This window comes from Flavobacterium sp. N1736, assembly GCF_025947065.1.
GTDB lineage: Bacteria > Bacteroidota > Bacteroidia > Flavobacteriales > Flavobacteriaceae > Flavobacterium.
This window is the reverse complement of record NZ_CP109994.1, coordinates 1,292,383-1,306,923: the sequence shown is the minus strand read 5'-3', so window position 1 is coordinate 1,306,923 and position 14,541 is coordinate 1,292,383. Positions and strand designations below refer to the sequence as shown.

General features: G+C 32.2%; 10 protein-coding genes and 1 pseudogene. All 11 read right to left on the bottom strand.

Translation table 11 applies throughout. The annotated features are described in order from the left end of the window. Positions 1-35: 35 nt before the first annotated feature. Positions 36-896 carry a putative zinc-binding metallopeptidase gene (locus OLM54_RS05630; RefSeq protein WP_264537616.1) on the bottom strand — a complete coding sequence of 287 codons (861 nt, stop codon included), beginning with the start codon at positions 894-896 and terminating at the stop codon, positions 36-38. Between the two features lie 18 nt (positions 897-914). After that, positions 915-2,396, bottom strand: a complete 1,482-nt coding sequence (locus OLM54_RS05625; RefSeq protein ID WP_264537615.1) for a RagB/SusD family nutrient uptake outer membrane protein — start codon at positions 2,394-2,396, stop codon at positions 915-917. Between the two features lie 12 nt (positions 2,397-2,408). After that, positions 2,409-6,125: a SusC/RagA family TonB-linked outer membrane protein gene (locus OLM54_RS05620; RefSeq protein WP_264537614.1), complete on the bottom strand. Its 3,717-nt coding sequence runs from the start codon at positions 6,123-6,125 to the stop codon at positions 2,409-2,411. 212 nt (positions 6,126-6,337) lie between these two features. Then, positions 6,338-7,450 (bottom strand): FecR family protein, encoded by a 1,113-nt coding sequence (locus OLM54_RS05615; protein WP_264537613.1) that lies wholly within the window; start codon positions 7,448-7,450, stop codon positions 6,338-6,340. An 80-nt stretch (positions 7,451-7,530) separates the two neighbouring features. After that, positions 7,531-8,148 (bottom strand): RNA polymerase sigma factor, encoded by a 618-nt coding sequence (locus OLM54_RS05610; RefSeq protein ID WP_264537612.1) that lies wholly within the window; start codon positions 8,146-8,148, stop codon positions 7,531-7,533. Positions 8,149-8,408: 260 nt separating this feature from the next. Then, complete coding sequence (locus OLM54_RS05605) at positions 8,409-10,880, bottom strand: T9SS type A sorting domain-containing protein (RefSeq protein WP_264537611.1); 2,472 nt, start codon at positions 10,878-10,880, stop codon at positions 8,409-8,411. Between the two features lie 123 nt (positions 10,881-11,003). Next, positions 11,004-11,432 carry a hypothetical protein gene (locus OLM54_RS05600; protein WP_264537610.1) on the bottom strand — a complete coding sequence of 143 codons (429 nt, stop codon included), beginning with the start codon at positions 11,430-11,432 and terminating at the stop codon, positions 11,004-11,006. Between the two features lie 141 nt (positions 11,433-11,573). After that, positions 11,574-12,446 (bottom strand): succinate--CoA ligase subunit alpha, encoded by an 873-nt coding sequence (gene sucD, locus OLM54_RS05595; RefSeq protein WP_047775108.1) that lies wholly within the window; start codon positions 12,444-12,446, stop codon positions 11,574-11,576. Positions 12,447-12,530: 84 nt separating this feature from the next. Next, on the bottom strand, positions 12,531-12,893 hold the full coding sequence (locus tag OLM54_RS05590; RefSeq protein WP_264537609.1) for a nuclear transport factor 2 family protein: 363 nt from the start codon (positions 12,891-12,893) through the stop codon (positions 12,531-12,533). A 1-nt stretch (position 12,894) separates the two neighbouring features. Continuing rightward, complete coding sequence (locus OLM54_RS05585) at positions 12,895-13,824, bottom strand: UDP-3-O-(3-hydroxymyristoyl)glucosamine N-acyltransferase (protein ID WP_264537608.1); 930 nt, start codon at positions 13,822-13,824, stop codon at positions 12,895-12,897. Positions 13,825-13,960: 136 nt separating this feature from the next. Continuing rightward, positions 13,961-14,526 (bottom strand): annotated as a pseudogene (gene efp, locus OLM54_RS05580) (elongation factor P). Positions 14,527-14,541: the final 15 nt, after the last annotated feature.

The following is a 14,541-nucleotide window of genomic DNA, read 5'->3' as shown; positions in this document are numbered from 1 at the left end:
TATAAATTAATTATCACTCATTATTATTGTTATTCTTAGTTGTTTATGATAAAATCTGTATTTTTTTGTGCTTCATCTCTTAAAGCATAAAAATCCATATTGAAATTATCTTTGTAATACTGAACAACAATTGCTTCTTTCTTTTTAAGATTAGCTTTTGCAGTAGCATCTGTAACACCAGCCAAAATCGCATCATATTCTGCTTTTGAGCTTGTTAAAATAGTTGAAGCAGTTTCAGCAAAATCTTCGTATATATTTAATCTTGCATAACTTGTTATAAAACCTAAGGCTCTTGAACTTGCTGTACTTTGAATATACCAGCTTGCTGTATAACCTGATGGTGTTAATTTTGACCAGGCTTGCTCATCAAACGGTTTTGTCTGGTTTAGAATGTGTACATACTCGTGTTGAATGGTATGAATAAATTCTGTAACAGCAGGTCTGCTCTTTTTGTTTAAATAATCGATGTCAAAAAGTGTAACTCTTTGTCCGCCTTCTGCTAATCCTAAAGTAATTGTACCGGTTGTGTTTAAGTTTGTTCCTCCAACTAATACAAATTCTCTTGGAGAAATTTTCTTAACGAAATCTGCTCCTCCAATTGTTGAATAACTATCAATCCAGATTTTTTTTACTATTTCCATTGCAGGCTGTACTTTATCGACAGTTGGCGGAAATAAGTAACGGTTATTATCTACCAGATTCTGATTCCACTCATAATATACTTTTATGTTGTACGGATCTAAAAAACTAGCGTCAATCCAGTTATCTAATACTGTTTTGGTTTTTACTGTATAATCTAATTGTGTTTCTGTAGGCTGGTCTTCATGAGCACAGGAAACAAATAACATTGTTCCTGTAATCATTGCAATCGCTTTATATCTTTTTAATATTTTCATAATAATTAAATTAAATTTTTATCTAGGATTTTTTTCGATTCCATTATCTGATGCTCTTTGCGGTATTTGCAATGCTCTTCTTTTATCATCTTTAACCAAGATGTTCTTTCTCTCAATTTGATTACCGTTATTGTATGTATCGTGCTCTACTACAAGATTAAAACGTTTAATATCAAACCATCTCAAACCTTCCTGAATGAATTCTCTTCTTCTTGCTTCGGCAATAGCTTTTATGTATGAAGCCTGTAGCGGAGTTAAAGTATAGAATGGTGTATATTCATCGGCAATAACCGGATATTTAGCCGCTATATTTGCTTCTGTAACTTTATCTGTAGCTGCATTGTATCCTGATGTTCTAAGTGAAAAAAGATATTCCAGCTGCGTATTAGCTTCTGCAAAATTATTTTTCATCACATTTGCTTCAATTCTGTTTAAGAATAATTCATCATTGCTTAAAAGTACAACTCCTGTATAAGGTTCTCCAACTCCTGCAGTTACGTTAGTAACTTTAAAGTATTCGTAAAATTTAGGAATGATTACGTTATTTTTATAAAAAGATGACGTATAAATTAACCATGGTTTTCCCCAAAGGTTGGTATCTGTACCTAAAATATTATCTTCTTCATTCGCATAAAAGTAAAATCTGTTTACATATCCTCTACGTGCAATTGAATTTGGATAGGCTACCAATAAATTTGTTAGCTGTTCTACTTTTGAATATTCCAAAGGTTTTTGGGCAGATGCTGCTGCATTAAAAGCAACATAATCTCTAAGCGTTGTTGGTTTAGTACCCATTTCTTTTGAAAACTCTAATACTTTATCCCAATCTCCTTTTACCAGATAAAAACGGGCTGCAAAAGCTCTTGCTGCAGCTACATTAAAATGGTATTTAGGCTCTTTGTAATCACTTGTAACATTTTTTAAACCTTCGATAATATCTTGTTCAATAAAATCAAATACTTCTTTTACAGTATTACGTTTGTAACTTACTAACAAAGCTCCTTCCGGTTCTGTTATATACGGAACTCCTAAATCTGTTGCGGCAGTTGCAGGATTGTAGCGATTTGCCCAAAAAGAAACCAACATAAAATGAGAATAAGCTCTTGCAATTAATGCTTCTCCTTTTTGAGGATTCAAACTAGCCGGGCTTCCAAGTTCTTCAATGGCAGACAAAGCCTGATTTGCTGCTGCAATAGCTTCATAAGATGCATTCCAAAAAGCAGATTCAGTATCTAATCCGGATTGGGTTTGCATTTCCCAGTTAAAACTTTGTTCGTTATCTAAATCTGACTCCGTAATTCTACTGTCAAACACGTTATCAGACATTGTTTCTCCTATTACTATGTAACTTCTGCTAGGATATGCTGTAACTAATAACTCTGAAATTTTTTCAGGTGTATTAATTTGTGTTCTGTTATCTGGTACTTCTGATAGAAATTCATCGCAACTACTAATGCTTATCAGTAATAATAATGAAAGTGTTATTTTTATATTTTTCATATTAATTATATATTAGAATGAAACATTTAAAGTAAATGTGTATTGAGAAGTGATTGGGAAAGCAACTCCTCCTGTATTACGGAATTCAGGATCCTGACCGTGTAATCTCTTATCTGAATAAATCAACCATGGATTTACTGCTGATCCTTTTAATGTAAAAGTGCTCACTCCTAATTTTTTCTTGTAATCTTTAGGAAATTCCCAGCTTAGAGAAACATTTTTCAATCTCACAAAATCACCGTCTGCAACTCTTACATCAGAGAAGTTATAGGTGTTGTATGCGATTTGTAAATCATTTTCTCCGTAATTTCTATTTAATAATTTATCTGCAATAACAGGAACATTAGTTACATTTTCATCGCCAGGATTTATCCAACGATTTGCATATTCTTTTGTAAATACTGTTAAATCAGTATATTCATTGCTATAAACTGGGTTCAAACGAACTTTGTTTCCGCCAGATCCTACAACAAATACATACAATGACCAGTTTTTATACGTAAATGTATTTGCTAAACCAACTGATTTATTAGGCTCAATTGATCCTTCATATTTCAAGTATTTAGTAACATCATTCGTATCCTGAAAGTCAGCTTCTGTAATGTTATTTGTAGCGCCGTCCTGTAAAATAAAAGTTGGTAATCCCTGATTGTTTAATCCTGTAAACTGATACGAATAGATCGAGTTTCTAGGATGTCCTACTGTATTTCCTCCATTAGAATCAACCAAATCAAATGCTGATGGTTTGTTTGCTAATTTTGTAATTTTTTGATCATAAACTGAGAAGTTTAATGTTGTTGACCACTTAAAACTATCTGTTACAATGTTTTGAGTAGTAAATCCAAGCTCAATACCTTTAGTTTCCATATCGGCATTGTTACCTTGTTTAACAGATTGTCCTCCAACTCCTGAAGTAATTACATAATCAATCAAATCAAACGCTTTACGTCTGTATACATCTGTTGTTAATTGTACTCTATTGTTAAACATACCTAAATCTACACCAATGTTAGTTTCAAATTGTTTTTCCCAAGTTAAATCCTGATTTTGTAAATCTTCAATTCTAATAGCATTTTCTCTATCAGAAAGGTTAAAACGATCTGTTATAAAACTTTTGTAAATAGCTAATGAGTTTGTTGCAGGACCAGCCGTTGCAGTAAGCCCGTAAGAAGCTCTTAAAGCCAAAGTATTAACAGATTCTACATTTTTCATGAAGCTTTCTTCAGCCACATTCCATTTTCCACTAAATGTATAAGTTGGCAGCCATCTTGATGAATTGCTGTTTCCTTGTCTGTTAGATCCGTCATAACGACCTGTAATAGATCCTGTATAACGACGATCGTATGTATAACCTACTTTACCGAAGAAACCAACCGTTCTTTCTCTTTCTTCACCAAACTCATAATATGAATCTCCTCCATTTACAATTTTTTCAATGATTTTAGGATCAATAAATGGTACAAGACCTTTGTCATACTGAATACCTACAGCAGTAAAATTGTCATTATTTCTGTCTACAGATCTAAGCTCTGTACCAAAAAAACCTTCAATTTCATGCTTGTCTTTAATTGTATTTCTATACGTAACACTATTTCTAATGTTGTAAGAAGTCAGGTCATTTGTATATTTTCTTAAAAAACCTCCTTCTGGTAAAACAGACACTTTTGGCGCTGTTAAATCATTTGGGTTTTGATATAAAAATACGTTGGCACTTTGTATTGTTGTATTTACATTATCTCCCACACCTGCATTATAGGCTGCAACAACATTTGAACCTTCATAAATTTTATGCTCTCTTGAAGTGTTTGCATAACGTGCAGAACCTGTAAGATTGTAAGTTAAATTTTTGTTGATTTTATAATCTAAATCAACCTGAAAACGAATATCATTTACTTTAATATCTAACGTATTATTTTCTAATTCGTTGATGATATTCATTGGCGCCCAGTTGTTTTGGTAGTATTCATAATTACCATTATCATCATAAGGTCTTAAAGTTCTGCTTGTACTTAAAACATAATTAAACGGGTTGATGTCAAAATCTCTCGTTGTTTTTCCAAATACCACATCTTCTTTACTTTCGTAAGATCCCGGAGCTTGTTGATTACGTACCGAACCCATACTCGAAACTGTAATATTTAATCTGTCGTTTACAAAGAAAGTCCCTTTAATGTTTGATGTTAACTGTTTTACATTATCAGCAATAGTCCATCCCGGATCTGTGTAATATCCAAGAGAAGCATAAAATGTATTGTTTTTTCCACCACCAGAAAAACTTAATGAGTGGTTTTGAGTAATAGATGGTCTAAATAAAACACTGAACCAATCTGTATTTGCCAGTTCGTATTTTTTTAGGAATTCGTTAATATACGGTTGGTCATTTTTAACTCCGTATTGACCACCACTGGTATTGTAATTGTTAATCTCTTTTGCAAGAATATTATAAGCTCCTCCAAATCTACCTGTATACGATGAACTCAAATCAAGGTACCCTTTTTGTCTCATTTCCTGAAAAACACTCATCGATTCCTGAGAATCCAAGATGTCATATTGTGTATAACTTGGCACTGTTCTAACTGTATTTTCTACAGAATAACTCACTTTTAACGGAGAATCTCTACGTCCTTGTTTTGTAGTAACAACCACAACCCCATTTAACGATCTTGAACCGTAAATAGATGTTGCCGATGCATCTTTCAGAATCTCAATACTTTGAATATCATTCGAGTTTAAACCTGCTACCGAAGAACTTAATAATGTTGATGAATTTCCTGAAGCTAAATCAGCAAACGAAACATTGATAATATCTTCCTGAACAACTCCATCAATAACCCATAAAGGTTTTGTATCTCCAAAAATTGAAGACGATCCACGAACTGTAATTTTAGGCGCTGTACCAAATGTACCCGTTACGTTTTGTACCGTAACACCGGCAGCTTTACCTTCGATCATTCTGCTCACATCAACAACTCCGTCTACTTTTAATTCAGCTCCGGAAATTTTACTGATCGCACCCGTAAATGTTCTTTTTGATGTTTTTTCATAACCTGTAGTTACTACAACTTCTTTCAGGTTTTGTCCTGCTTCATTCAAAATAACAGTTGGAGCCGTATTTTCGATACCAATTTCTTTAGTTTCCATACCAACATAAGAAACAACTAATGCTGTACTGTTTGCCGGCATTTCGATAGAGAAATTTCCATCAAAATCAGTCAATACAGCAATTTTAGTACCTTTTGCCATTACTGTTGCACCAGGAAGCGGCACACCAGACGGGTCTGTTACTTTTCCTTTAATGATAGGCCCTGCCATAAGCGTAGCAAATAAGGAATTATTATTATCTAAATTAGAAAATGGCTCTAATGAAGTATCTTTTTGTAAAATAATCTGGTTGCTTACCTCCGAAAAAGTAATATTAAATGGTTTTAAAATTCGATTAAGTACACTAGACAAAACTTCCTGATTGGCCTCTATCGTAACCTTTTGGTTCAATTGCGGCAATCTTGAATTGTACGAAAACTTTACATGTGCAGACTTTTGCAACTTCGATAAAGCATTATCTAAAGTTAAATCTGACACAGTAATCGTAACTTTCGTATCTAGTTTTCTTTGTCCATTTACACTGTTTGCCATTGTAACACTTGAAAATACAAGTGCTAAGACAAACTGAAATAGCGTTATTTTCATGATTCGGTGGAGTAATCGTTGTTTAACAACTGGTTTTTTCATAATTTTGGTGTGTTTTGATTAATACTGTTCGAGTGTATTTTTAAGAAACGTTATGAATTACTTTTTACAGAAAGCAATTCAATTAAATTTAAGTGTCGATAATGTTACAGCATTTCGGCACTTTTTTTATGTATTGCATTGTTACATAGGCATTAATAATATTTAGGTTTGGTTTTTAGTTTAAATTTTATTTACTTGAAAAAGATTTTTTTCTAGTTACAGCCTTTTGATGTTATGGTAATTTGATTGCCATTCATCTCAAAACTTGTATCATTTCCAATACTTTTACAAATAATTTTAAGTTTTTCCGGAAGCGGCTGGTCACTTAATGATGTTGTTAAATGACAGTCGTTCAATTTATCTTTAGGATAATCAATATTAACCAGATAAGCCTGTTCTATTGTTTCGAAAATTTGAGCAATTGGAATATCGTTAAATTCAAAACTTAATTGTTCAATATTTCCAACACTTTTTACCAGAACTTCGTCTTTGGTAATATTGGTTATTTTATTAAAAACTAAATCTTTACGAATAAATCGAAGTGCCTGATTTGGAAGTAAAATCACTTCATTATTGGTTGCATTCGAAATTAGACTGTTTGATTTTACCCTTACTTTACCGGTGCGAACAAGAACTTCAACATTTTGCTGGTCCTGATATGCTTTAATTCTAAAACTAGTACCAACAACTCTTGTTACAATTTCGTTTGCGTAAACAAAAAAAGGCTTTTTGGGATTTTTACTAATTTCAAAGAAACCTTCGCCGGATAAATAGACCTTTCTTTCATTTCCGGTAAAGATTTTAGGATAACTTAATTTACTTTTTGGTTGTAATAAAACCGAACTTCCGTCAGATAATGTGATGATTTGTGAAATGTCTGAATTATTGGTTTGTTCCACCAGACCTTCATTATTCTCTTCAATCAGTTCATTGTATGTAACAACGGTATTACTTGTTATGCTGTTATTTTTAAAAACCCAGATGGATAAAAAGCAAAGCAATATTGCTGCAGCAACACCACCCAACAAGTACTTTTTTAGATGTACTATTTTTGATTTTGTGTTTCTATAAAAACTTTCTTTTTCTTCAATCTTTTTCCAGGTAGATTCCAGCGCTGAATAAATCTCGTTTTGAGATAAATTAATATCAGTAACTTTCATGGCCAGCAATAAAAGTCTGGCATCTTCAACTAATTTCGCTCGTTGACGATTTTCTAAAGTCCATTCCTCCCAGCCTTGCTCATCAATTTTTAATAAAACCCATGATTGAAAAGATTGATCGGATAAAAGGTCTTCGATTTCGGTATAATTATTACGTTTTTGCATTTAGAAATAAGGTTACAAAAACATAGAGGACACTTTTCTTATTATATACTCACCTAATTGTGATTTTTTTTAAGTTTTTTTTAAGAAAATTGTAAAACCCCCGAAGATAGTAGTAAAATATAGGATAAATTGCCCTTCCATTCTTTACGAAGACTCAATAATCCGCGGTACAATAAGTTATTTGCCGATTGATAATTAACATCCAGCAATTCTGCAATTTGCTCAACAGTCAAACCTTGATGATATCTAAGATACAAAGCTTCTTTTTGGCGTGCCGGCAAATCGTTAAGTAATTTGTTCAAATATAAAACACGTTCTGCAGTAACTTCATCTTCAACTAATTCGTTTTCTATAGAAAAGTCAAAAAGAAATTCAATTGCCTCAGTCGAAGTAGTTTTACGAAAAATATGATCTCTTTGAAATAAGCGTGCAATTCTTTTTCTTACGCTCGATAACAAATAAGCCTTTACAACAACATCTTCCTGCAATGAGTTTCTATAAACCCAAATATCAGCAAAAACATCCTGCACACAATCCTGCACCTTTTCTGAAAAAGGAGAAAGTGAATTTCCGTAACTAATTAAATCCTTATAATACTTTTCAAAAAGAAGCGAAAAAGATTTTTCATCGCCAACTTTTAAATTACTCCAAAGAGTATTATCATCTAATGGTTTGCTATTTAAAATTTGGCTTTTCATATTTATCGAGGCGTCGTATTTTTTGAAGACAGGCTTTCTTAATATTGAGAGAACAGTTTTTTAACATTATTCTTTCGTATTGTGCGATAAATATATAAAAGCAAAAATATAAAAACAATTTTTTTACAAAAAAGGAGCGGTTTCTTAATACAGAAACCGCTCCTATCTTTGACTGCATCAGCATTCTTAAATAAATATTAAAAAATAAATATTTTCAAACAAAATTGTAATTGTCAGATTTTACCCATGACGACATAAGTTTATTCTTTAATAAATTTTGTTCCTGAAATTCCTTTATCCGTCTTAATATGTAATAAATAATTACCTGTTCTTAATTTCGAAACTTCAATTTTTGTCGTATTCTTCGCATTTGGAACTGCAATTACCAATTGACCCAACATATTATAAATTGAAATTGATTGTATTTCAAGATCGTTTTTTGAAGAAATATTCAACGTTTCTTTTGCAGGATTTGGATATACATTAAAATAATCAGAGAACTCAAAATCCTTAGTTCCTAAAGTATTAAACGTAGATGTTGCCTTATTCGTTAAAATTGGAAAATTATAATCAAAATAAATATTAGCTTCATTTGTAAACGAATCACCCACTTTTAAAGTAGGTAAAGTTTTGATTTTAAAAGCAATATAACCATCATTATTGGCATCATCAAATGGAAGATTTATTTTTTCGAAGATAAATTCCACCTTATTTCCATCAGAAATTTTAGTTGTATAACTATGGCTTGAACTTATTGGTATTAATGTCGAAATATCAAACTTAGATAAATCAATCATATCTTTCACCACAATATTTTCGGCAAAATAAGTTCCTGTATTTTCAAAACGAATCATATAATGAACATATTCTCCAACTAATTCCGGTTTAATAACATTACCTTCTAAACACGTTTTATCGTTTGGATCATAAGAACCCACCACCGTTTGATCGAGAGCAAAAGTATTATCTATTGGCGTTTCGTCTGTTTGTGATGAACTTACAGAAGCCGTAAATGGAATAATATCTCCATTTTGTACTGCCGGCGTGTCCATGGTTGAATTTACATCTAAAGAAAATGCAATTTCACGTTTTTCAAAAGGTTTTAAATTAGCAAAACTCCATGACAAATTATTTAAAGACTGCGTTGAAACTGCCGGATTAGCATTTATTAATTTTAATACTGAATCATTAAACAAAAGATTAACAGTTCCTGATTGCGTTGTATTTCCTTTATTTTTATAGACAATTTTATATTTTGTAACAAATCCTGGCCTTGCTACTCCAATTGGTAAAAATGTAATTTCCAAATCGTTATGTAATCCGTTTAATGTAATACAAAAATCCTGCAAAAACGGACTTGTAGCTGTTGCAAATTCTATTGTTGAAGCTGCCGGTGAAACAGAAAAATAAGAAGGATTTTCAAAAACCGGAGTAATATTATACAAGCCTGCGGGTACATTTATTCCATAATTTCCCGTTTCATCGCTTATAAAAGTCCCCGATTTTGAACCATCATCAATTTTAAATTTGAAAAAAGATGCCGGAATATCAGCAGCATCGCAGCCATTATTGTCTATATCATATTTGTTACTTCCCTGAATCGTAAAACTTTCTCCTCCTGGAACAAACGAACAATAGGAGTTTACATTACATTCAAGCTGGTTTGCTTCTTCTAATATGGTTTTAACTTTTAATATCTGTTCTTCATCTGCACAGATATATTTTAATTTTTCATTTGCTTCAATTATAATATCGCTTTCCAAACTGCCATTTTTCATGAATATAGATTCTAATAAAGAATTTCCGGATACAAAAAGATAATTCAGAGAGTGACATTCACTAACATCGATGCCGGATAATGAAGATCCTATAACTGATACCGAATTAAGATTGCTCAGACTTTTTAAATCTATAGCTGTAAATTCGTTATTACCAAAGGAAATTGATTCAAGTGCAGGTAATTTTGTGACATCTAAAGTGGTAAGTGAGTTGCTCTGGCATGCTAAATGTTTCAGCTTTGGCAAATTTGTCAAATTCAAATCTGTCAATTCGTTGTTGCCACAATATAAAACTTCAAGTTTGTTGAAGTTATCTAAATTTAAACTAATTATTTGATTAGAAAAACAACCTAAATAATCAAGAGCTGAAAGATTACTTATATCTAAATTACTTAAACTGTTATAAGAATAATCAATTTGAGTTATTTTACTTAAACCGGATATATTTAAATTTGAAAGATTATTACTTGCACAATAAAGAAATTTAAGATTAACTGAACTACGCAGGTCTAAACTCGTCAATTGATTATTTACACAAGATAAATCACGAAGCTGTGACAGATTTTCAAGATTCAAATTATTTAAACTATTAAAATCACAAAATAATGATTCCAGTTTTACTAATGCACTCAAATCAAGAGTGGTAATATTATTTTGAGAACAATCCAGAAATTTCAAATTTTTAAATTCCTGAATCCCATCTAATGTTAAAATATCTTTGCCTGTTACATATAAAGTAGCTATTAATAATCCTTCGGACTGCTGTATTTCTCCATCATCATTTGCATCGACTTTCAACCCATATCCATCCTTATCTAAAGCCGAATAATTTAAAGCTTCAGGATCAGCCGCAATCAAAGCAGCTTTAAAATTAGCATCAGGAATAGTAATTACCTGAGCATTTATAGACGAAAAGAAGCATAAAGCCAGTAATAGCAAGTAGTTTTTAATCATAGTTTAGGTTTGTTTTTGGATGCTAAATATATAAAACCAAAAATTGAAAACCTACAACTTAATAAAAAAAGCCTTACTAAATAAATAGCAAGGCTTTTTCAAAAATTTATATTTTAATAGCTTTTAGAAAGCAACATTCCATCTTGGTAATTTTGCATTTTCATCTAAGAAATTTTGCAAAACCAGACCTTCAACTGCTGTTGGAATTGCTTTTACATCAGCATTAAAAGTTTCGTACCAAACTACTTCAAGAGCGTCAATACTTTCTAACTTCATTTGTGCCGGCCATGAATATTTTCTTCCTGTTTTTGCAAATTGGTGTCCGTTTACGATTTTATCATATAAACCACCGTTTTTGCTTTTCAAAGTTCCGTCATTTTGAACAGTTCCTGTAGAAGAAACCATTATCAATTCTTTTGCATCACCTTCAACAGCATAAACAACAAAAATTCCAGCGCTTCCTTCGGGAGCATTGCAAATTTGTTCTAAACTATCTTCGATCGTAAAAGTAAAACTGTTGCTTACTTTAAACTTTTCTAATTCTTTGTACATATTTCTTTTTTAAGCCTCTAAGATACTGAGGTTCTAAGATGCTAAGTTTTTTTATTTATACCTCAGTATTTTTAAAATGTAAAAAAGTCTCAAGTAAACATTGAGACTTTTTTGGAATTTTTTTATTTTAAATATTGGAGATTATCCAAGTATTTCTTTTACTTTTTTACCAATTTCAGCTGGTGAATCAACAACGTGGATTCCGTTGTCTCTCATAATTTGTTTTTTAGCGGCAGCTGTATCATCAGAACCACCAACAATAGCACCTGCGTGACCCATTGTTCTACCAGCAGGAGCAGTTTCTCCGGCGATAAAACCAACAACTGGTTTACGGTTACCATCAGCTCTAACCCATTTAGCAGCATCAGCTTCTAATTGACCTCCAATTTCACCAATCATGATGATAATTTCAGTTTCTGGATCGTTCATTAATAATTCAACAGCTTCTTTAGTAGTAGTTCCAATAATTGGATCTCCACCAATACCAATAGCTGTAGTAATTCCTAAACCTTGTTTTACAACCTGATCTGCAGCTTCATACGTTAAAGTTCCTGATTTAGAAACGATACCAACAGTTCCTTTTTTGAAAACAAAACCTGGCATAATACCAACTTTAGCTTCACCCGGAGTAATAACTCCCGGACAGTTTGGCCCGATTAATCTTGAATTTCTTTCTTTAACATAATTATTAGCTTTAATCATATCTGCTACAGGAATTCCTTCTGTAATTGCAATAATTACTTTAATTCCAGCGTCAGCAGCTTCCATAATTGCATCAGCAGCAAAAGCCGGCGGAACAAAAATGATAGATGTATCAGCTCCGGCTTGCTCTACAGCGTCTTTTACTGTATTAAAAACCGGACGGTCTAAATGGCTGGTTCCTCCTTTTCCAGGAGTAACACCACCAACAACATTAGTACCGTACTCAATCATTTGAGAAGCATGGAAAGTTCCTTCGCTTCCTGTAAATCCTTGAACAATTATTTTGGAATCTTTATTAACTAAAACACTCATGATATATATTTTATGTAGTTTTTAAAATTGTGTTGCAAAAATAAGGTTTTGTAATCTATTTTAACGTTTTTGTCCTCAAAAAAATTAAGAAAATTGACTCATTTGATAACCGCGATAAAGTTTGTCATCTTTAATTTGCCAAATTGTAGAAAAATGCGCCAATAGCATTTCTTCTCTTGGGTTCTCAATCGTTTTTACAAAATGAGAGTAACGAATTGAAACTAAGTCATCTTCGGCAATAATATGGCTAATTCTAACTTTCGAACGCACATAAGCACGACTTAATTCATTCGCCATAGCCAGCATCGAATCATAATCCATTTCGATTAGTCCTTTGGTGCTATGCCAATCTAACTTTACTTCGGGATGCAAATAAGTTTTCATGATTTCGCTGTCAATCAAGGCATCCGACTTATAAAATTTTTGAACAAATTCTTTTATAGACATATTACTTCAATTTATTTAGAATTTCAGGAATCTTTTTGATATTGGCTAATTGCTTTAACTTTTCTCTTGATTCTTCGATTGGAGTTCCAAAATAAGATTTTCCGCCTTCAACTGATTTAGTAACACCAGTTTGTCCCATAATAACAGCCTTCGCTCCTATTGTTATACCGCTTGTAGTACCAACTTGTCCCCAAATTGTAACTTCATCTTCAATAACAACACATCCCGCAATACCGGTTTGTGAAGCAATTAAACATTTTTTTCCTATAACTGAATCATGACCAACATGAACCTGATTGTCAATTTTAGTTCCTTCACCAATTGTTGTATCTCCTGTAACTCCTTTATCTATAGTACAAAGAGCACCAATACCAACATTATTTTCGATAACAACCCGTCCACCGGAAATTAACTGATCAAAACCATCAGGACGTTTTTTATAATAAAAAGCATCAGCTCCTAAAATAGTTCCTGCATGAATTATTACATTATCGCCAATAACCGTATTGTCGTATATGGAAACATTAGAATGAATCAAACAATTTTCACCAATTGTAACGTTGTTTCCAACAAAACAATTAGGCTGAATTACAGTTCCTTCGCCAATATTTGCAGAAAGAGCAATAGATACGTTTGTTCCCTGAAAAGGTCTAAAATGTTTAGTTAAGGTATTAAAATCTCTGAAAGGATCATCAGAAATTAAAAGTGCTTTACCTTCGGGACAGTCTACTTTTTTATTAATTAAAACAATTGTAGCTGCAGATTGTAAAGCTTTATCGTAATATTTAGGATGATCTACAAAAACAATATCGCCCGGTTCGACAACATGTATTTCATTCATACCTAAAACGGGGAAGTCTTGGTCTCCTATAAATTCGCACTCAAGCAAATTTGCAATTTCTCGTAAAGAGTGAACTTTTGGAAATTTCATATATTTAAATTAGAAAATTTGTCAATTAGAAAATGTGCCAATTAGAAAATGTGTCAATTAGAAAATAAAAATATTCAATTTCTGCTGTAGCATCAATTTTCTAATTGACTCATTGACAAATTATCTAATTAATAAACTACTCTTTTACACGCTCCATGTAAGAACCTGAAGCTGTATCAATTTTAATTTTATCACCTTCGTTGATGAATAAAGGAACGTTTACAGTTGCACCAGTTTCTACCGTAGCAGATTTAGTTGCGTTTGTAGCTGTATTTCCTTTTACTCCGGCTCAGCGTAAGTAACTTCAAGAATTACAGAAGATGGCATATCTACAGATAATGGCAAATCAGTTTCAGTATTTACCTGAACCATTACACTTGTTCCTTCTTTCAATAATCCCGGAGCATCCAAAATGTTTTTATTTAAAGAAATTTGCTCATAAGATTCTGTATTCATAAAATGAAATTCATCTCCTTCAGCATATAAAAACTGATAATTATGCGTTTCAACACGCACATCATCAATTTTATGTCCTGCAGAAAATGTATTATCCAATACTCTTCCTGTAGTTAAACTTCTCAATTTTGTTCTTACGAAAGCGGGACCTTTTCCAGGTTTTACGTGAAGAAATTCAACGATTTTATAAATATCGTGATTGAATTTAATACACAATCCGTTTCTAATATCTGATGTAGATGCCATTTGTTTTTATTTTAG

Coding starts and splice junctions, on each gene's coding strand:
- OLM54_RS05630 (WP_264537616.1), bottom strand. CDS start 896: ATGAAAATATTAAAAAGATATAAAGCGATTGCAATGATTACAGGAACA.
- OLM54_RS05625 (WP_264537615.1), bottom strand. CDS start 2,396: ATGAAAAATATAAAAATAACACTTTCATTATTATTACTGATAAGCATT.
- OLM54_RS05620 (WP_264537614.1), bottom strand. CDS start 6,125: ATGAAAAAACCAGTTGTTAAACAACGATTACTCCACCGAATCATGAAA.
- OLM54_RS05615 (WP_264537613.1), bottom strand. CDS start 7,450: ATGCAAAAACGTAATAATTATACCGAAATCGAAGACCTTTTATCCGAT.
- OLM54_RS05610 (WP_264537612.1), bottom strand. CDS start 8,148: ATGAAAAGCCAAATTTTAAATAGCAAACCATTAGATGATAATACTCTT.
- OLM54_RS05605 (WP_264537611.1), bottom strand. CDS start 10,880: ATGATTAAAAACTACTTGCTATTACTGGCTTTATGCTTCTTTTCGTCT.
- OLM54_RS05600 (WP_264537610.1), bottom strand. CDS start 11,432: ATGTACAAAGAATTAGAAAAGTTTAAAGTAAGCAACAGTTTTACTTTT.
- sucD (WP_047775108.1), bottom strand. CDS start 12,446: ATGAGTGTTTTAGTTAATAAAGATTCCAAAATAATTGTTCAAGGATTT.
- OLM54_RS05590 (WP_264537609.1), bottom strand. CDS start 12,893: ATGTCTATAAAAGAATTTGTTCAAAAATTTTATAAGTCGGATGCCTTG.
- OLM54_RS05585 (WP_264537608.1), bottom strand. CDS start 13,824: ATGAAATTTCCAAAAGTTCACTCTTTACGAGAAATTGCAAATTTGCTT.